Origin of the sequence: Stenotrophomonas sp. PS02289 (genome assembly GCF_029960115.1) — a bacterium.
GTDB lineage: Bacteria > Pseudomonadota > Gammaproteobacteria > Xanthomonadales > Xanthomonadaceae > Stenotrophomonas.
The window spans coordinates 14,112-35,112 of sequence record NZ_JASCOZ010000024.1; the positions used below are offsets into that span (position 1 = coordinate 14,112).

Consider the following 21,001-nt stretch of genomic DNA (forward strand, 5'->3'; position numbering starts at 1 on the left):
ACGACGTGCATCCGTCTGCCGTGAGCAAGTGTGAGCGAGGGTGAGTCGCGCGGCACTGACTTCACGATTTATTCACAACACAATGCGCGCCGCCCGGTCCTGCCGGCGACGCCGGTCGCCTGTACGCCCGGGATCCAACCGACAGGGACTGTCCGGGCCGGCTGCGACCATCACGCGCTGACCCACCGCCCCTGCCAGGCCGCAACCGGAACAGGGGAAAACACGCATGTCCAGCCAAAGCGATCGCGCAGTCATCTGCGCGGCGGTGTCGTTGTTCGAGCGCGCGCGCGGATCACGCGTGCGCCACGCCTGGCTGCGACGTGCGCTGACCACCCTGATGCTGCTGCCGTTGCCGGCGCTGGCCATCGACCTGCAGATCACCGACTTCTCCGACACCGGCTACGACCCGGTGCCGGCGGGCACCACGGTGATCTACAACGTCAAGGTCGAGAACGGGGCCAACGACAACGCCACCGGCAGCGTGACCATCTTCGACCTGCCGGCCGGTACCGCACTGGGCAGCACCGCCCCCGCCGGCTGCAGCAGCTCGGCCGGTGCCAACGGCATTACCCGCGTGGTCTGCACCAATCCGTCGCTGTCCGCCAACGGCACGCCGTATGAATTCAAGCTTCCGGTGACCACGCTGGCCTCGCAGCCGGCCACCATCACCGTGCGCGCGGCGATTGGCTTTGCCTCGGCGCTGCCCCCGGCAACCTCCCCGATCAGCGACCTGCAAAACAACGACCCGTTCTTCGGCAGCGACACCAACGTTCCCAACAACCGCACCAGCCAGAACACCACCATCCAGGCGGCGGCAGATCTGGAACTGGAAAAGACCGCATCGCCGGGCCAGGTCATCGGCGGCGGTGAAGTGCTGTACCGCCTGACCGTACGCAACAACGGCCCCAGCGTCACCACCGGTTTCAACGTGGTCGATACGCTGCCGCCGAACGTCACCCTGGTCGGCACCCCCAGTGGCGCGGACTGGTCGTTCAGCCAGCAGAACGGCACCTACAACGGCACCCTGGCGGTGGGCGCAACCACCAGCTACACGTTCCGCGGCAAGGTCAACGTGGGCACTGGCAACATCGTCAACTCCGCGGTGGTCAACGCCGGCTCGGTGCCGGACGCTGTTCCCAACAACAACTCGTCCAGCGTCACCACGGCGGTGACCGCCGGTGCCGACCTGCTGCTGTCCAAGTCGGTGTCACCGGCTCCAGCGGCCGCCGGATCGGAAGTGACCTATACGCTGACCGCGCGCAATGATGGCCCGAGCGCGGCCAGCACCGTGGTGATCGACGATCCGCTGCCGGAAGGTTTCCTCGTCAACGGTGTGTCCGGTCCCGCCGGCTGGACCTGCAGCAACAACGTCGAACGCACCCGGGTCACCTGTAACGCGGCCAGCTTCGCGTCCGGTACGCAGGCCCAGATCCGCATCCAGGCGCAGGTGCCGTCCACCGGTACCAACAGCAGCGGCACCGTCACCAACACCGCGGTGATCAGCGCGGCGACGCCGGACCCGGCCAGTGCCAACAACACGGCCAGCGTCGGCTTGACCGTCATTCCCGACGGTGCCGACCTCCGCATGACCAAGAGCAAGACGCCGCAGCTGGTGCCGGTCTGGAACAACACCGGCCTGCGCACTGACAGCGTCATGACCTCCTCGATCCGCGCCCAGAACATGGGGCCGCGCACGGTCACCGCCAATCTGCAACTCGTGGACACGCTGGCCGTGGGCGAGGAGTGGGTCGATGCCAACGGCAACCCCTACGCCGCCAACACGCCGATCACTGTGGGCAACTTCAGCTGCAGCGTGGACAGCGCGTGGAGCGGCACGGCAGCGCAGGTGGTGACCTGTACCCAGACCACCAACTACCCGGTGGCGGTCAATGCCTACTCGCAGATGCTGACGCTGCGCACGCTGGCGCGCCTGCAGGGCACGCTGACCAACACCGCCTGCACCGGCGGCAGCGGCGGTTCGGCCGAGCCGACCACCGGCGGTGGCATCAACCTCGACCCGAATACCACCAACGACTGCACCGGCGCATCAAGCCGCTCCACCGATGCGCGCGCCGACCTGTCCATCACCAAGCGCACCAATGAGGTTGGCGATGCCGACAACATCCTGCGTGACACCGATGCGTCGGTGACCTACACGCTGGTGGTGACCAACACCGGCGCGCCGACCACCGGCGTGGTGGTCAATGATCCGATCCCGGGTTTCGTATCGGGTGCCACCACGGTCACCGAGGTGACCAGGCCGGCGAACTGGAGTTGCGGTCTCAGCGGCAGCAGCTGGATCTGCCGTTCCCTGACCACCCCGCTGGGCACCAACGCGACCGCGACCATCGCCTTCCGCGTCAACCGCGCGCTGTACGACAGCCAGGCCCAGGGAGCCGTCACCTGTGCCGGTCAGCTGCAACCGGCCGGTCGCTTCTGCAACACCGCCGGTGTCAGCGTGGACCCGTCGGTCACCGGTGCCATCGGCGAAGCCAACCCGAACAACAACTCGGCCTCGGACTGGGTGCAGATCGACCCGGTGACCAACGTGGCCACTACCGCCAAGGACATCACGTCGGGCAGCCCGGGCCGCGTCGGCGTCAACACCACCTACCGCATCACCTACCAGAACCGCGGTCCGTCCCTGGCACGCGGCGTGGTGTTCAGCGACACCTTCACCCTGCCGGCAAACGACGCCGGGTTCGTGCTGGTGTCGGCCTCGCGCACCGGCAGCGGCAACACCGCCTGTACGGTGACGTCGTATGACGCTTCGATCAGTTCGGCCACCGCGCCGGGCGGTACCTCGTGGTTCAACACCGGTGGCACACCGGCCACGCTGCGCCTGACCTGCGCGCCGCTGGACATGGCCTACGACTCCACGCAGACCATGAACGTGGTGATCCGCCCGAACGTCAACAGCGGCAATACGGGCCGCCAGTTCACCAACGTCGGCACTTTCCATTTCGACCCGGACAACACCGGTACCGCCATTCCCGCCAGTGGCACCGACAGCAGCGGCCGCAGCTACAACTACAACAGCAACACCACCGACGACGTGCGCAACGCGGTGCTGGTGTTCGAAGCGGGCGAAGTCGACCTGATCGTCAACAAGATCGACCAGAACTTCGTCGGCGGTGTCGACCCGCTGGGCTTCGACTCGCGTCCCGGGCAGGAAACCAACAACTACATCCTGTACCAGGTCAGCGTGCGCAATGAAGGCCCGTCCCTGGCCACCCGCACCGTCATCGAAGACACCATCACGCCCGCCGCTGGCGCGAACGTCGCCTTCGTCGGCAGCCGCATCGGCACCCAGACCACGCCGCAGGGCGCGCTGGAAGCGCCGGGTGACCGCTGCACCGTGGCTGCAGGCAGCAGCAACCCCACGACTGCGCCGCAGACCCTGTCGTGCAGCATGCCGAGCATCGGCGTGTCGACCACCGAGCAGGGTGTGATCGCGGCCGGTCAGACCAGCTACCTGTACCTGATCTATCAGTACCTGAACTCGCCGCCGGCGACCGGTGCGACGCTGCTCAATGCGGTGACCGCACGCTCTGCCGAAACCGAGCGTGACACCAGCAACAACAACGCGGTGCAGGAAACCAGCATCCGTACCCGCGCCGACCTGGCCACCAGCAAGTACAGCGTGGTGCTGGCTCCGAATCCGGACCCGATGCAGCCCCTACCCGCCGCGGCCACCACCATCAGCCTGCGCCAGCCGTTCTGGTTCGTGGTGGACGTGGTCAACAATGGCCCGGGCCACAGCCTGTCGCGCGACCGCAACGGCGACTCGCCGATGCGCGGTGATGGCGTGGTGGTCACCGATACCCTGCCGACGGGACTGGAAGTGCTCGGCGGTGCCGAAGCGATCACCTGGCAGAAGGCCGGCAACACGGCCGACGCCGGTGTGCAGAGCAACGGCAACGGCAACTGCACCCTGAGTGGCCGCAACCTGACCTGCCGCATGGGCGACCTCGCCCTGGACGGTCGCACCCGCGTGCTGATTCCCGCGCGCTGGACCACGCTGCCCACCAACGGCAACGGCACCAACACCGCACGCGCCACCAGCGACCAGGTCGACCCGGTGCCGGGCAATGACGAAGGCACCACCACCCACACCGTCGTGCGCTCGTCGCTCGCGGGCGTGGTCTTCCAGGACCGCGACCGCGCCGGTGCCAACGGCGGCACCGTGCAGGCCGGCGAACCGCTGATCTCCGGCGTGGAAGTACGCCTGACCGGTGAGGACGCCTACGGCAACCCGGTGTCGCTGACCGCTACCACCGATGCCAGCGGTGCCTATCGCTTCCAGAATCTCGCGCCGGCCAATGGCGCGGGCTACACGCTGACCCAGGTGCAGCCGGCGACCTACGTCAACGGTCCGGTGGCACCGCCAACCAGCGGCGGCCAGGCACCGTCCGCGGGCGGCACCTTTGCCGCCGTCACGCCGGTCGCCACCGCCGATTCGGTCTACACCGGCATCGCGCTGACCGCCGGCGTGGACGCTGTGCGCTACAACTTCCCGGAAGTGCGTCGCCCGTCGCTGGCCGGCTTCGTCTACGTCGACAGCAACTACAGCAATACCCGCAACGCCGGTGATGCGCCCATCGCCAATGCGACGGTCGAACTGCTCGACACCACCGGCAACGTGCTGGCCACCACCACCACCGGTGCGGACGGCAGCTACACCTTCAACGCGCTGGATCCGCTGCAGACCTATACGCTGCGCGAAGTGCTGCCTACCGGCAGCTATCGCAACCGCCCGAGTGCGATCAATCCCGGCCTCATCGGCGGTGTCGCGTGCACGGGCTGCACGGTCAGCACCGGTGTCTCCGGCGATGCACCTACCACCGACCGTATCAACAACATCGATCTGTCCAGTGGCCTGGACGGCACCGCGTTCAACTTCGGCGAAGACGCGATTACCGCCATCAGCGGCCACGTCTACCTGGACCGCAACGGCAACGGTGATTTCGAAGCCGGCGACGCCGGCACCCGCAACTCGCAGCCGAACGGCGGCCTGCAGGGCGTCACCATCACCTTGACCGGTGCCGGTGCAGACGGCGCGTTCGGCACCGCCGACGACCTCGCCGCGGTCACTGTGCAGACCGATGCACAGGGTCGCTACGAATTCGACGGACTGGTCGTTGGCCAGAACTACCGCATCGTCGAGACCCAGCCGCAGGGCTATGCGAACGCGGCCGAAAATGCCAGCAATACCATCACCGTCAACGCGCTGGCATTGACCGGTTCGAGCGGCAACGATTTCGGCGAGAAGCTGGGTTCGTTGGCCGGGCAGGTGTTCGAGGACTTCTCCAACACCGCGGCCGGCAACAACAACGGTCTGCGCGACGCGGGCGAAAACCCGATCGCCAATGTCGTCGTCACCCTGACCGGCATCGACCTGCGTGGCGACGCCGTCAACCTCACCGCCACCACCGATGCCACGGGCGCGTACCGCTTCACCGACCTGCTGCCGCCGCAGGCGGGCACCACCTACACGCTGACTGAAACCCAGCCGGCCGGCTACCTGGACGGGAAGCACACCGTGGGCGATGCCGACACGCGCGGCAGCAACGCCGTGGCCAACGTGTTCTCCGGTATCGCCATCCTCGCCGGCCAGGACGCCAGCGGTTACCTATTCGGTGAGCTGGCCAACGCGCCGATCACCGGCACCGTGTACCTGGACCGCAACGACGACGGCAGCCTCAACGCCGGCGACGTCGGCATTCCGGATGTGTCGGTGCGCATCGTCGGTGCGGGTGCCGATGGCGTGTTCGGTACCCCGGATGACACCACCGTCGACCTGGTGACCAACGCCGACGGTCAGTACAGCTACCCCGGCGCGATTGCCGGGCAGGACTACCGCATCACCGAAACCCAGCCGACCGGTCTGGCGGACGGCCGCGAGCAGCCGACCAACCGCATCGACGTCAGCAACCTGCCGGCGGCCGGTTCGGCCGGCAACAACTTCGGTGAGCGCGCCGCAGCGCTGGCCGGCACCGTGTTCCTGGACCGCAACAACAACGGCCTCCAGGACGCCGGCGAACCCGGCCTGGCCGGCGTGCAGCTGCAGCTGCCGGCGGGCACGGTGAGCGCGCTGGGGACCGCGGTGACCGCCGTGGCCACCGATGCCGACGGTCGCTACCGCTTCGACGACCTGCTGGCCGGTACCTACAGCGTGACCCAGCAGGCGGCCCAGCCGCAGTTCAACGGCGTGACCACGCTCAACGGCGAAACCCGCGCCGGCACGATCGACGCGGCCGCCGCCGGCACGGCGACCGCCGTGGCCGTGCTGCCCAGCGCGATCAGCGCGATCGTGCTGCCGGCCGGCAAGGACGGCATCGCGATGAACTTCGCCGAGATCCTGCCGGTCGCGGTGAGTGGCAGCGTGTTCTTCGATGTGGACAACGACGGGGCCCGCAACGGTGCCGCCGAAACCGGCATCGAAGACGTGGTCATCCAGATCACCGGCACCGACGACACCGGGGCCAGCGTCGATCTGCAGACCCGCACCAATGCCGACGGCGAGTTCACCTTCGTAGGACTGCGTCCGGGCATCTACACCCTGACCGAGCCGCAGCAGCCGGCGGGCACCAGCAATGGCATCACCACCGCCGGCACCGTGGGCGGCACGCCGCAGGGCACCGCCACGCCGGTCACCACCGTACCCAGCCGGATCAGCACGATCGATCTGCGCGTGCCGGGCACCACCTCGGTTGACAACCTGTTCGGCGAGCTGCCGCTCAACAGTGGCATCAGCGGCAAGGTGTGGCTGGACCGCAACAATGACGGCGTGGTCGACCCGGCCGAGACCGGCCTGGCCGGCGTGCGCGTGCTGCTGACCGGCACCGACGTCACCAGCAACACGATCACCCGCAGCACCGTGACCGATGCCGATGGCAGCTACAGCTTCGCCGAGCTGCCGCCGGGCACCTACGTGGTCAGCGAACCCGACCAGCCCACCGGCACCCGCGACGGCCGCACCGTGGCCGGCAGCACCGGTGGCACGGTCACCGCGCCCGGCACCCCGGTGTCGCAGATCAGCGCCGTGTCGCTGGGCGTGAACCAGCAGTCGATCCACAACAACTTCGGCGAGATTCCGGTCAGCCGGATCAGCGGTCGCGTCTACAACGACAGCAACGACAACGGCCGCGTGGACGCGGGCGAGGGCGGCATTGCCGGCGTCAGCATCGTGCTGGACGGTACCGACGACCTCGGTCAGCCGGTGTCGCTCAGCCAGACCACCGATGCCGAAGGCCGCTATCGCTTCGACGACCTGCGCCCGGGCACCTACCGTGTGACCGAGCCGACCCAGCCGCCGCAGACCCTCAACGGCATCACCCGCGCCGGCACCATCGACGGCACGCCGGTGGGCGTGGTCACCGACCGCGCCACCGTGCCGTCGGCGATCAGCCAGATCGTGCTGCCGCTGGGCGTCGATTCGATCGACAACGACTTCGGTGAAATCGGCGACTCGCCGGACCTGATGGTCACCAAGGCCTCGACCGTGACCCGCTTCACCGTCAACAACGTGGCCGGCTACACCCTGCAGGTGCGCAACGGCGGGCAGCAGCCCAGCCGTGGCGAGTACACCGTGCACGACCGCCTGCCGGCGGGGCTGAGCCTGGACGGTGTGCCGGTGGGCACGGGCTGGACCTGCACCGGCGAGCCTGGCGCGGTCCGCTTCAGCTGTGCCAGCCAGCGCGTGCTGGGGGCCGGCGAGGTCTCGCCGGACACCATTGCCGTGCAGGTGCGCGTGAGCGCGTCGGCTGCCGAAGCCGGCACCGTCAACAATGCGGTGCTGGTTGAAGGCGGCGGTGAGAATCCGTTCCGCGCCCCGACCCCGACCGAGCGCAGCGCCTTCGAAGGCGAGGTCACCGACCTGCCGCTGTGCGATGTGGCGATCACCCAGAACGCCTGCCGTGTGCCCAATGCCGTGCAGCTCAGCGCATCGGTGGGCGGTACCGTGTGGTACGACGTCGGCAACGACGACCAGCTGCTCGACGGTGCCGACCAGCGCCTGTCGGCATGGATCGTCGAACTGGTTGACGCCACCACGGGCCGACAGGTCGCCACCACGGTGACCGCCGCCGACGGCAGTTACCGCTTCGGTGACGTCGTGCCGGGCGTGAAGTGGAACATCCGCTTCCGCGATCCCCGCTCGAACGTGCTGTGGCCGTTCCCGGTCACCCGCGAAACCGCCAACGGCGTGCAGACCGCCTGCGACGCGGATGCTGCGATCGCGCGCAGCGGCGTCAGCGCCTGCCGCACCAGCGACAACGGAGTGAGCCAGCTGGAAGTGGTGCTGGCCGCTGGCCAGCACCTGGCCCAGCAGAGCCTGCCGGTGGACCCGTCGGGTGTGGTGTACGACGCCACCACGCGTGACGTGGTGCCGGGTGCGGTGGTGACGCTGAGCCCGGTGGGGATGTGCAGCGGCTTCGACCCCGCGACCAGCATCCTCAACGGCAGTGGCGGTGGCTATCGCATCGAAGGCAGCAGCATCGCCATGACCGTGGGCAGCGAAGGCTTCTATCAGTTCGCCTTCGGTCCGGCCGCGCCGGCGCGCTGCGAGTTCCAGCTCTCGGTCACCCCGCCGGGCGGCTATCAGTTCGTGTCGACGATGATTCCGCCGCAGAGCGGTGCGTTGTCCCCGGCCGGTGCCGCCGGTGCCAACCACGTGGTGCAGCCGAACAGCGAAGCCCCGACCGGTGCGGTCGGTACGGCGACGCAGTACTACCTGAACCTGTTCGCCGGTTCGGCCACGGCGGCCATCGTGCACAACCATCTGCCGCTGGATACGGCGGTGGCCACCGGGCTGGTGATCAGCAAGAACGGTGACCGCCAGACCGCCGAGATCGGCGACACCGTGCAGTACACCATCACCATCCGCCAGACCGCCGGCAGCGCGCTGCAGTCGGTGAACGTGATCGACCGCCTGCCGCGCGGCTTCACCTACATCGACGGCACGGCACGTGCCGACGGTCGCGCGGTGGCTGATCCGGCCGGAAAGCCGGGTCCGTTGCTGGGCTTCGGCGTCGGTCCGATCAGCGTCGGCGGTCAGATCGTGCTGACCTATCGCGTCCGCGTGGGCGTCGGTGCGCAGCAGGGTGACGGCGTCAACCGCGCCCAGGCGCACGGCTGTTCGATTGCCGGTGGCTGCATCGATCCGGTCGGCATCACCCCGTTGCCCGGCGCGCTGGCCTCCAACCGCGCCGAGTACCGCGTGCGCGTCACCGGTGGTGTGTTCACCGACCAGGCCTGCGTGCTTGGCAAGGTGTTCGTGGACTGCAACAACAACCACGTACAGGACCGCGAAGAGCTGGGTATTCCGGGCGTGCGCATGTACTTCTCCGACGGCACCTGGGTGATCAGCGACTCGGAAGGCAAGTACAGCTACTGCGGCCTGCCGGCACAGAGCCACACCTTGAAGGTGGACGCCAGCACGCTGCCGCGTGGTGCGCGCCTGACCACCAGCAGCAACCGCAACCTCGGCGATGCCGACAGCCTGTTCCTGGACCTGAAGAACGGTGAGCTGCATCGCGCCGACTTCATTGAAGGCAGCTGTGCCAACCCGGTGCTGGAGCAGGTCAAGGCCCGCCGCACCCAGGGTGAAGTCAGCGCGCCGGAAACCGAACCGGGCCAGGGTGCGCTGCGCTTTGAAAGCAAACCCGCGCGTGCACCGCAGCAGGCGACCGACACGGCCAACCAGAGACCGATCGTGCAACCCCGAGAACTGAAGCCCGCCCAGGACGCGGCGGCGGAGGGCCAGCCATGAGCCGCGCCCCCCTGATGCGCGGCCTGCCGCGCCTGAGCCTGCTGGCCTGTGCGCTGGCAGCGGTGCCGGCCATGGCGCAGAGCACCGGCACCCCCGGCCGCTTCACCCCGGTGCTGGGCGATGCCAGCACCCTGTACCCGCGCAGCCCGTCCAGCCTGGACACTGCGCCGCACGCTGTGGCCGCGCGCCCCGACGTGCTCGACCGCATCGTGGTCGAACTGGACCGCGACGGTGTACCGGCCGATGGCCAGAGCGCCGTGCACGTGCGCGTGCAGCTGCTCGATGGCAACGCGCGTCCGCTGACCGGCACCACCTTCGTCACGATCGAGAACAGCGGTGGCCGCATCCGCCTGCCGGGTTCGCGCACGGATGAGTTCGGTCCCGGTGCATTGGACGCCGACAAGGTCACGCCGGGCGTGCAGCTGCAGGTGGTCGACGGCCAGGCCGAGTTCGAGCTGATTGCCCCGCATGATCCGCAGGATGTGCTGCTGCGGGTGACCGCCGGCGACCAGACCGCGCAGGGCAGCATCGGCTTCCTGCCGGAAATGCGTGAGCTGCTGGCCACCGGCCTGGTGGAAGGCATCATCAACTTCCGTCGGCGTGGCAATGCCAGTGCGATCGCGCCGGTGGAGAACCACGATGCCTTCGACCGCGACATCCGCCGCTGGGAGCGTCAGTTCAACAACGGCAAGGCCAACGCCTCCGCGCGCACCGCGTTCTTCGTCAAGGGTCGGATCAAGGGTGAGTACCTGCTCACCGCCGCGTATGACTCGGACAAGGACACACGCGGTCGCCTGCTGCGTGACATCCAGCCGGAGGAGTTCTATCCGGTCTACGGCGACAGCTCGCTGCGCGGCTTCGATGCGCGTTCGGCGGAGCGCCTGTACGTGCGTATCGACAACAAGCGCAGCTACCTGCTGTACGGTGACTTCCAGACCGGCGACGGCCTGGCGACCGCCACCGGCATCGGCGGCAGCGGCCCGATTCCGCAGCGCAGCCTGGGTACCTACAACCGCACGGCGACCGGCCTGGGCTGGCACTTTGAAAGCGAGCGCGTGCGCAGCAACGTATTTGCCATGCAGGACTCGCTGCGCCAGGTGATCGAGGAGTTCCGCACCCAGGGCAGCGGTCCCTACGCGCTGCGCAACAACGCAGTGCTGGAAGGCAGCGAGCGTGTGGAAGTGATCACCCGCGACCGCAATCAACCGACCCGCATTGTCTCGGTGCGCGCGCTGGCGCGGCTGGTGGACTACAGCTTCGAGCCGTTCTCCGGTCGCATCCTGCTCAACCAGTTCCTGCCGGCGTTCGACAGCGACCTCAATCCGGTGTCGCTGCGCATCACCTACGAGCTCGACCAGGACACCGAGAAGTTCTGGGTCGGCGGTGCCGATGCCCAGGTCAAGCTGACCGAGCGCATGGAAGTCGGCGCGGCCGCAGTGGAAGACCGCAACCCGTACGCCGCCTTCCGCATGGGTAGCGCCAACGCGAGCTATCGCTTTGGTGACAACACGCTGCTGGTGGCGGAGTTCGCCCGCACCCGCAGCGAGGTCAACACCAACACCATCAACCAGGTCACCTCGCAGGGCTTGAAGGACGTGACCGGTGAAGTGGAAGGCGACGCCTGGCGGGTCGAGTTCGCGCACGACACCGAGCGCTTCGATGCGCGCCTGTTCGCGGCGCGTACCGATCCAGCCTTCAACAACCCGGCCGCACCGCTGTACGGCGGCCGGGGCGAATACAACGCGCAGGTGAGCTACCGCGTTGGGCCGCGACTGGAGCTGTATCTGGAAGGCCTGCGCAGCGAAGACCGCAATCCCGACGGTGGCGAACGCGATGCCGGCGGTGCCGGTGTGCGGGTCAGCGCCACCGAGCGCCTGACCGTGGACCTGGGCCTGCGCAGCATCCGCGAAACCATCGGCGTGACCTCGCCGTGGTCATCGGGCGTGCCGTTCGGCAACGCCGGTGGGCTGACCGGCGGTTTCGCCACCGGCTCCGGTGGCGGTGCACTGGGCTACGGCCAGCAGGCGCTGGATCCGGCCACCGGATTGATGGTGATCAACAGCAGCAGCACCGGCAGCCCGCTCACCAGCGACCTGCCGGTCGGCACCGAGCTGGAATCGAACAGCGCCCGCATCGGCCTGGGCTATCGCCTGACGGACCGCTTCAGCGCCGGCGCTGAAGTGGAGAACAGCGTCAGCGGCGAGGATCGTCGCCGTCTGGCGGCGGGTCTGGACTACCAGGTGTTCGAACGCAGCCGCCTGTATGGCCGCTACGAGAAGCAGACCGGCCTGACCAGCGCCTACGGCATCACCACCACCGACCGCGAGGCCGATGCGCTGGTGTTCGGTATCGACAGCAACTACCTGCGCGATACCCAGACCTTCAGCGAGTACCGCCTGCGCGATGCGATCAGCGGACGCGACGTGCAGACCGCCTCGGGCATCCGCAATACCTGGGACATCGCCCAGGGCCTGCGTCTGAGCAGTTCGGCCGAGCACGTCAAAGTGATCGACGGCAGCACCGGTGACAGCACCGGCCTCGCGCTGGGCCTGGACTACAGTGCCAACCCACTGTGGCGCGGCGCGTTCCGTGTCGAGCACCGCATTTCCGATGATGTGCCGGACACCGAGACCAACGAGGCCTTCGACACCACGCTGGTGCAGTTCATGCTGGCCCGCAAGCTCAGCCGCGACTGGACGCTGCTGGCCCGCAACTACCTGTTGAGCACCCGCTACGACGCGCGCGGTGACGTGCTGCAGGACCGCTTCCAGCTCGGCGTGGCCTACCGCGATACCGACCGCAACCGGATCAACGCACTGGCGCGCTACGAGTACAAGCTCGAGCGCGATGAGAGCGGACTGACCCTGGTCGATGGCGGCATTGTCGACGGTAGCAGCCAGGACGTGCGCACCCGCGCGCACATCGTCTCCACCCATGCCGACTGGCATCCCTCGCGGGCGTGGTGGCTGACCGGGCGCGTAGCCGGCAAGTGGCAGCAGGACCAGTTCGCCTACAGCGACGGTGCACGCGTGAACAGCCGCTTCCGCGCCATGCTGTTCTCCGCGCGCGTGGTCTACGACATCACCGAGAACTGGGACATCGGCGTGCTCGGCTCCACCTTCCGCGGCCAGTCCGGTGCCAACCAGTACGCCTATGGCCTGGAAGTAGGCCGTCTGCTGCGCCAGAACCTGTGGCTGTCTGCGGGCTACAACTGGACCGGCTTTGCCGGCGACCGTGACCTCAACGGTTACGAATACACACAGCAGGGCGTGTTCCTGCGCCTGCGCTTCAAGTTCGACGAAGACCTGTTCCGGCCGGACCCTGTCCGCTACCGCGACCCGGCCCGCTGAGGATGCCCTGATGAATGACGCCTACCGCATGACCCGTTGCACCCGCACCACACTGGCCATTGCCCTGCTGACCGGCCTGGCCGGTGCTGCATCCGCGCAGCAGACCCAGCTGGTTCCGCAGCAGCAGCGCATCACCGATACAGCGATCTACGCTGATCACAGTGCCTATGAAGCGACCCAGGGCCGCATCCAGGCGCTCAATGATGGCGGCCGGCCGATCCGTGATTACCATCTGTCCAAGGCCCAGTGCTGGCTGGATGTATCGTTCCATGAGTACAGCCGCAACGACCGCAGCGATTTTCCGCAGCTGGCGCTGACCGAATCGGAGAAGCTGATCAACGACATGGAGCAGGGCGTGCAGCCGATGCCCACCGATACCCCGCTGGTCAACAACGCCAAGTACCTGCGCGATGATCTCTGGCAGCGCCTGCGTGTGCTGCACGGCGCGCCGGGCTTCATGTGCGCGCAGCAGCAGGTGGCCTGTGGCGAAGTCGAGCTGGTGCATGCCGGCAACGAGTTCAACCAGCAGCAGTGGCGGCATTCCAAGCCGTACATCCAGATCGCCGAGGAACTGGTCAACGACGCCGAAGCGGCAGCGCGCCAATGCGCGGCCGCGCCGGCGGCGAGCAGCGCCGCACCCGGCCCGCTGGTGGCCAATGTGCTGTTCGAGTTCGACCGTGACGGCTACCGCGACATCCGCACCTACTCGCTGGAGAGCGTCGACCGCGCGCTGGCCAGCATCGCCGCGGAAAAGCTGCAGCTGCAGTCGGTGGCCCTGGTGGGCCATGCCGATCGCATGCAGGGTCGCGGCTTCGATGCCAACCAGGCGCTGTCCGAACGCCGCGCCAGAACGGTGCGCGAGCTGCTGATCGGGCGTGGCATTGATGCCGCGAAGATCCGCTACGAGTATCGCGGCGATACCCAGCAGGTGCAGCAGTGCGCAGGCGTTACCCCGCGTGCGGCACTGCTGGAATGCCTGCTGCCCAACCGCCGGGTCGAGGTGCGCTTCGAAGTTGCGCGGTAACGGCCTGCGGCAGGTACGCCGGACCCACTAGTAGCGGGCCGGCGTCCACGGCATCGGCCGGCTGCCGGACAACGACAGCCAGCCACGTGCCATGGCATCGGCCGGGTCATGCAGCAGCGCGTACAGGTCCACCTCCGGGCCGGCCTGCTCGCCCCACAGGCTGGCCCACGCGTTGTGGCCGCTGCGGCGTGCGCTCTGCAGGGCGCGGTCGGCCGCACGCAGGCTGTCGTCCACGACCGCAGGCGCATCGGCGAACAAGGGCAGGGGGGCCAGACCGATACTGGCGGTGACGGTCAGGTGCTGGTCGGGAGCCAGCGCGATCACCTGCCGCTCGATCTGCAGGCAGAGGTGACTGGCCAAGGCCTGCGCCGCCTGTGCGCCGGTGTCGTGACGCGCCACCAGGAAGCCGGCCCCACCCCACCGTGCGACCACGTCGTGGCGGTCGCAGGCGTTGCGCAGGCACGTTGCGACCGCACGCAGGATGGCATCGCCGGCGGCTTGACCGTGCTGGTCGTTGAGCGCCTTGAAGTCGTCCAGTTCCACCAGCAGCAACGCGGTGCGCCGCGCGCTGGCCATGATGGGCATCTCCGCCTCCAGCAGCCGCTCGGCCTCGCGCCGGTTGGGCAGGCCGGTGAGACTGTCGGTGCTGATCAGGGTGGTCAGCTGCTGCCGCTGGCGGCGCAGGCGCAGCACCATCACCAGCGCCACGGCCGCCACCAGCGCCAGCGCGACCACTGCGCTGTTGCGGATCACACGCACACGCTCGAGGTCCTGCACGGCATTGACCTGGGTCGGGTTGATGCTGCGTTCTGCACTCGCCTGCAATTGGGCCAGCTGCGCCAGCGCCTTGTCCTGCGCGCGGCGCTGGTCGAGCTGACGGGCCTCACGCGACAGCGCCACCGCTTTGTCGCGCTCGCCCAGCAGCAGGTGGATGTCGCCCAGCAGTTCCAGGCCCTGGCGGACTTCCTCGTCAAAGTGACCGCGCTTGGCCAGCCCCAGCGCCTGCTCGGCCAACGGCAGCGCGGCCCGGGCATCGTCCTGGTCGAGCTTGACCTGCGCCAGTCGCTGCAGGGTGACCACCTGGCCCTGTGGATCCTGTGCCGCCTGCCACACCAGGGCACCGCGCAATCCGGATTCGGCCGCCGCCAGCTCGCCGCGTGTCCGCGCGATCTCGGCGCGGTGGCTGGCCATGCGCTGCATCATCAGGTCCTGGCCGCTCAGTCGCGCGCCGACCGCTTCGGCGCGCTTGAACGCGACGGACGCCTCGTCATAGCGCTGCAGCAGCAGCAGCGCATAGCCGTAGTTGTAGTAGACCACCAGGTCGCCGGGCGACGGCGGCCGGCGCAGATGGTCGGTCAGCTCGGTGGCCTTGCGCAGGTAGGTCAGCGCACCGGCCGGGTCGCCCATGGACTCGCCACGGATCATCGCGATCATCATCAGCGCGGCAATCTGGCCCTGCACATCGCCCTGCTGCACCGCGTCGTCCAGAAACGCGCTGATCAACGTCAGTGACTCGGCCTGTTTGCCCTGCCAGAGCAGCAGGTGTGCCGCCAGCGAGTGCGCGCGCATGCGGTCCTCGACACCGGCATCATCACGCTGCGCGGCCGCCAGCAGCCGCGCGGGCAGCGCGGTGGTCTGGTCCAGCTGGCCCTGCTGGCGCAGCGCGAAGCCCAGGCAGCCGACCGCGCTGATCTCCACCGAAGTGGGCAGCGACGGCTGCGCGAGCAGGGTCTGCGCCAGTTGCAGCGAGGTCTGCGGCGCGCTGCTGAGCGTCGCCTGGCATTGCTCCACCTGGGCCGCGAGCGGACCCCCGTCACCCGGGCGCTGCGCCTGGGCGGGTAGGGCGCAGAGCGCCAGCAGGCAGGCCAGCGCGGGTACGGCGCGCCGGATGAACGGCTTGATGAGCATGAAAACAGCGACTTCCCCGGGTCGATGGCTACTATACCTGCGTTACCCCCGAGCGCCGGCCCTTCCGGCAGGGACTTCCTGAACCACATGCCCGTTCCGCCGCTTCCTGATCCCGCCGCACCCGCCGCCAGCGGACTGGGCCGCCGCACCGACGCCATGCTGCGTGGCCTGATGCTGCTGGTCGCGCTGTTCCACGTGATCTACGCCGGCTGGCTGGCGCTGCGGACCGGCCCGGGACTGGACCGGATGGTGCCGGCGATGGCGATTCTGCATGTGCTGGTGTGCCTGCTGTGCCTGCTGGAGCACCGCGCCGGACGCAGCGTGCGCGCGGCCAGTACCTTCGTGCTGGCCCAGCTGCCCCTGCTGATGCTCACCTATGGTTACTGGGGCCTGGGCGCGCAGCTGCGCCTGCAGTTGCTGCAGATGGTGCCGCTGCTGCTGGTCGCCGCCGTGCTCGGACACCGCACCTTGACCTGGGCGGCGGCGGCCTTGTGTGCCGTGCTGCTGCTGGGGTCGTGGGTGGATGCATCGGGCGCGATGTTCCGCGGCGACCGGCTGCTGCTGGTCGGCACCGACCTGGGCATCGGCCTGTTCGGCGTGCTGTTCACCGCCTGGCTGCTCCACCACAGCGTGACCGGTCTGCGCGAAAGCCTGCAGGTGGTCCAGCTGCGCAGCCAGGAACTGGCGCGCAAGCGCGATGAGCTGCAGCTGGAGATGCAGGAGCGCGAGCGCGCGCGTGACCAGCTGGTGCACGCCATGAAGATGGAGAACGTAGGCCGCCTGGCCAGCGGCATCGCCCATGATTTCAACCACCTGCTCGGCTTGATCCAGATGTACGTGGCCAAGGCCGGGCGCAGCGAAGGCGCGCCCCAGCAGACCGCGCTGCAGGGTGCCGACGCGGCCGTCCGCCGGGCCAGCGCCGTGAGTCGCCGGCTGATGGATTTCAGCCGTCTGGAAGCGGCGCGGCCCCAGTTGCTGGACGCTGCCGCCACGGTCAATGCGCTGTTGCCGCTGCTGGAACAGGTGTTCGACCGACGGGTGGACGTCGAACTGGACACCGCCGGGGTGCAGTGCCTGATTCACTTCGACCCGGCCCAGCTGGAATCCATCCTGCTCAGCCTGGCGGTCAACGCCCAGCAGGCCATGCCGGAGGGTGGTCGCTTCAGCGTCACCGTTTCCCCGGAGAGTGCCGGCGATGCCGTGACCCTGCGCATCCAGGACACCGGCCACGGAATGAGCGAAGAGGTCCGCCGGCGCTGCCTGGAGCCGTTCTACACCACCAAGCCGGTGGGCCAGGGCACCGGCCTGGGGCTGGCTGTTACGGCCAGCCTGGTGGCCGCGGCCGGCGGCTCGGTGCAGGTGGACAGCCGACCCGGCCAGGGCACCCGGGTCGACCTGCGCCTGCCCTCGCGTCCGCGATCGGCGCGCCCATCTTCGTTATAACCCACTACACTGCTGCCACTCCTGTTCGAGGAAGCTGGCCCTTGGTGTCAAGCTGGATCCTGCTGCTGGTCTCGGTGGCCTACGCCGCCCTGCTGTTCGGCGTGGCCTGGTGGGGTGACCGACGGCCGATGTATCCCGACCGTCCGTGGCTGCGCCCGGTGGTCTACAGTCTGGCGCTGGCGGTGTACTGCTCCTCGTGGACCTTCTATGGTGCGGTCGGCACCGCGGTCCGCAATGGCATCGGCTACCTGCCGATCTATCTCGGCCCGCTGCTGATGCTGCTGTTCGGCTGGCGCATCATCGAGCGCCTGGCGCTGATTGCGCGCAGCCAGAACGTGGTCTCCATCGCCGATTTCATCTCCTCGCGCTTCGGACGCTCGCGGCGTCTGGCGGCCCTGGTGGCCGGCATCGCCCTGATCGGCATCGTTCCGTACCTGGCCCTGCAGTACAAAGCCGTGGCGATGAGTCTGGAAGTGCTGACCGGGCACCACGGCCCGACCGGCTACTTCGAGGACCCGGCGCTTTACGTGGCGTTGTTGATGGCGTTGTTCGCCACGCTGTTCGGCACCCGCCAGATCGATGCCACCGAGCACCACCACGGCATGATGCTGGCCATCGCGTTCGAGTCGATGGTCAAGCTGCTGGCCATGGTCGCGGTGGGCCTGTTCGCCTACCTGTGGCTCAACGACCGCGGCGAGGCGGTGATGCGCGGTGCGCACACGCTGTTCACCGGGCTGCCCCCGGTCGGCTTCATCTCGCAGACCCTGCTGGGATTCCTGGCCATCATCTGCCTGCCGCGCCAGTTCCACGTGGCCGTGGTGGAATGCGCCGACGTCGGCGATGTGCGCCGCGCGCGCTGGATGTTCGGTGGCTACCTGATCGTCATTTCGGCGATGGTCATTCCCATCGCCACCGCCGGTGTGTCGCTGTTTGGGAGTGGCGGTACCGTCGCCGATGACAGCATGGTGCTGGCCCTGCCCTTGGCCGAGGGGCGTCGTCTGCTGGCGCTGGTGGCCTACGTGGGTGGCTTCTCGGCGGCGACCGGCATGGTCATCGTCACCTCCATCGCACTGGCCACCATGGTCAGCAACGACCTGGTGATGCCGGTGCTGCTGCGCCGCAGTGGCGACCACCGCGAAGCGGCGGAGGTTGCCTCGAAGGTGCTGTGGATCCGCCGCCTGGCGATTCTGATGCTGGCCTTCGCCGCTTACAGCTACTACCGCGGCAGCAGCAATGACAGCACGCTCGCCTCGTACGGTCTGATGGCCTTTGCCGCCGTGGCGCAGTTCGCGCCCGGTCTGATTGGCGGCCTGTACTGGCGCGGTGCCAGCCGTCGCGGCGTGGAGGCCGGCATTGTGCTCGGCTTCGGTACCTGGATCTACACGTTGCTGCTGCCGGCACTGACCCACGCCGGTTGGACCGACCCGGCATGGCTGACCGCCGGACCCTTTGGCCTCACCTGGCTGCAGCCGCAACGCCTGTTCGGCATGAGTGGCTGGGATCCGCTGACCCACGGCACGTTCTGGTCGCTGCTGGTCAATGTGGCCGTAATGGTGCTGGGCTCGGTGCGCTGGCGGCCCGGCGTGGACGAACGTCTGCGTGCCGCCCCGTTCCTGGATCCCTATGCCGAACGTCCTTCGGTGGCGGGTGCCTGGCCGGGCCATGTGCACGTGGGCGACCTGCTGGCGCTGGCTTCGCGGGTGGTGGGTGAGCGTCATGCCCGACGTGCCTTCTTCGAGCAGGCGCAGCCGATGGAGCGTGACCTGCAGGCGTCCGCGCCTGCCGACCGTGCCTGGGTGCAGTTCACCGAGCGCCTGCTGGCGGCGTCGATTGGTGCGGCGTCCGCACGCCTGTTGTTGACCAGTCTGCTGCGCGGCTCGGGCATGGACCTGGGCGAGGTGGTCGCGGTGCTGGACGAAGCCGGCCAGGAACTGCGTTTCAACCGCGAGATTCTGTCCACCACGCTGGAAAACATCAGCGCCGGGGTCAGCGTGGTTGACCCGGAGATGCGGCTCACTGCGTGGAATCGGCGCTACCAGCAGATGTTCGGTTATCCGGACGGCATGCTCTACGTGGGCCGGCCGGTGGCCGACCTGATCCGCTACAACGCCGAGCGCGGCGAGCTCGGCGAAGGCGACATCGAGCTGCAGATCAACCGCCGCATCGGCTACATGCGCGCCGGCTCACCGCACATCTTCGAACGGACCCGCAGCGACGGCAAGGTCATTGAGATGCGCGGCCAGGCGCTGCCCGGCGGTGGCTATGTGACCAGCTACAACGACATCACCGACTACAAGCACGCTGAAAAAGCCCTGCTGGAAGCCAACGAAACGCTGGAACAGCGTGTGGCCGAGCGCTCGCATGAAGCCGAGGTCGCGCAGCAGTCCAAGACCCGGTTCCTGGCCGCCATCAGCCATGACGTGCTGCAGCCGCTGAATGCCGCGCGCCTGTTTGCCTCGGCGCTGCGCGACAGTCATCACAACAACGAAGAGCAGCGCCACCTGGCCGAGCGCGTCGATGCCTCGCTGCGTGCGGCCGAGGAACTGCTGGACGGGCTGCTGGACGTCTCCCGTCTGGAGGCCGGCGGCCTGCATCCGGTGGTCGGCGAGTTCGATGTCAGCCTGCTGATGCGCGAACTGGCGGCGCAGTACTCGCCGGTCGCCGCCGGTCGTGGCCTGCGCCTGGACCTGTTCGCGCGACCTGCATGGGTGCGCAGCGATCGCCGCTTGCTGCGCCGGGTGCTGCAGAACTTCCTGGCCAACGCATTGCGCTACACCCGCCAGGGCCGCATCGTGATGGCGGTGCGGCACCGTGGCGACACGATCGAGTTGCAGGTCTGGGACACCGGACCGGGCATTCCCGAACACCACATGCAGCAGATCTTTGACGAGTTCCACCGCTACCAGCAGCCCTTCGACTGGGGCGAACAAGGCCTGGGCCTGGGTCTCTCCATCTGCCAGCGCATTTCGCGCCTGCTCGATCACCAGCTCAATGCACGCAGCCGGGTCGGCAGCGGCAGCATGTTCTCGATCCTGCTGCCGCGCGCGCCGACGCCGCAGTTGCCTGCGCCGGCACCGGCGTCGGTGGAGCGACTGCCCCGGACTGACTCGTTGGCGGGCATGCGCGTGCTGTGCGTGGACAACGACCAGGAGATTCTGGACGGCATGCGCGCGCTCCTGGGGCGTTGGCAGGTGCAGGTGATCACCGCCAGCACGGTCGACCAGGCACTGGAAGAAGTGCAGGCGCAGCCGGACGTGATGCTGGTGGACTACCACCTGCACGACCGTCTGGATGGGTTGGATGCACTGGTGGCGCTGCGCGAGAAGGCGGGGCGCGATATTCCCGGCGCGCTGCTGACCGCCGACGGCCGCGACGAACTCAAACGGATGGCCCGCGAGCGCGGATACCGCCTGCTGACCAAGCCGATCAAACCGGCGTCGCTGCGTGCGTTCCTGACCGCCCACTCACGCCTGGCCGGCTGATTCGGAGTCGTCTCAGTTCTTT

Annotated in this window: 6 protein-coding genes; 5 read left to right on the top strand and 1 reads right to left on the bottom strand. The window is 68.3% G+C overall.

Annotated elements, in window-relative coordinates:
* Positions 1–226 precede the first annotated feature (226 nt).
* The 3 genes from QMX83_RS05675 to QMX83_RS05685 are packed head-to-tail and all read left to right on the top strand — an operon-like array spanning position 227 to position 14,146.
* Positions 227–9,772, top strand: coding sequence for an SdrD B-like domain-containing protein (locus QMX83_RS05675; RefSeq protein ID WP_282295679.1), 9,546 nt, complete (start codon positions 227–229; stop codon positions 9,770–9,772).
* Positions 9,769–13,122, top strand: a complete 3,354-nt coding sequence (locus QMX83_RS05680; protein WP_282295680.1) for a hypothetical protein — start codon at positions 9,769–9,771, stop codon at positions 13,120–13,122. The genes QMX83_RS05675 and QMX83_RS05680 overlap by 4 nt, the downstream gene beginning before the upstream one ends.
* Before the next feature lie 10 nt (positions 13,123–13,132).
* Positions 13,133–14,146: an OmpA family protein gene (locus QMX83_RS05685; RefSeq protein ID WP_282295681.1), complete on the top strand. Its 1,014-nt coding sequence runs from the start codon at positions 13,133–13,135 to the stop codon at positions 14,144–14,146.
* Between the two features lie 27 nt (positions 14,147–14,173).
* Here the strand turns inward: QMX83_RS05685 and QMX83_RS05690 are convergent, their stop codons facing one another.
* Entirely contained in the window at positions 14,174–16,054 is a 1,881-nt protein-coding gene (locus QMX83_RS05690; RefSeq protein ID WP_282295682.1) for a diguanylate cyclase, read from the bottom strand.
* 87 nt (positions 16,055–16,141) lie between these two features.
* On the opposite strand from QMX83_RS05690, the gene QMX83_RS05695 reads away from it, so the two are divergent.
* Positions 16,142–17,497 carry an ATP-binding protein gene (locus tag QMX83_RS05695; RefSeq protein ID WP_282295683.1) on the top strand — a complete coding sequence of 452 codons (1,356 nt, stop codon included), beginning with the start codon at positions 16,142–16,144 and terminating at the stop codon, positions 17,495–17,497.
* 41 nt (positions 17,498–17,538) lie between these two features.
* Positions 17,539–20,979: a PAS domain-containing hybrid sensor histidine kinase/response regulator gene (locus tag QMX83_RS05700; protein ID WP_282295684.1), complete on the top strand. Its 3,441-nt coding sequence runs from the start codon at positions 17,539–17,541 to the stop codon at positions 20,977–20,979.
* Positions 20,980–21,001 lie beyond the last annotated feature (22 nt).

What these genes read in the sequence shown, in the direction of transcription:
- QMX83_RS05675 (WP_282295679.1), top strand. Translation starts at nt 227, where the DNA reads ATGTCCAGCCAAAGCGATCGCGCAGTCATCTGCGCGGCGGTGTCGTTG.
- QMX83_RS05680 (WP_282295680.1), top strand. Translation starts at nt 9,769, where the DNA reads ATGAGCCGCGCCCCCCTGATGCGCGGCCTGCCGCGCCTGAGCCTGCTG.
- QMX83_RS05685 (WP_282295681.1), top strand. Translation starts at nt 13,133, where the DNA reads ATGAATGACGCCTACCGCATGACCCGTTGCACCCGCACCACACTGGCC.
- QMX83_RS05690 (WP_282295682.1), bottom strand. Translation starts at nt 16,054, where the DNA reads ATGCTCATCAAGCCGTTCATCCGGCGCGCCGTACCCGCGCTGGCCTGC.
- QMX83_RS05695 (WP_282295683.1), top strand. Translation starts at nt 16,142, where the DNA reads ATGCCCGTTCCGCCGCTTCCTGATCCCGCCGCACCCGCCGCCAGCGGA.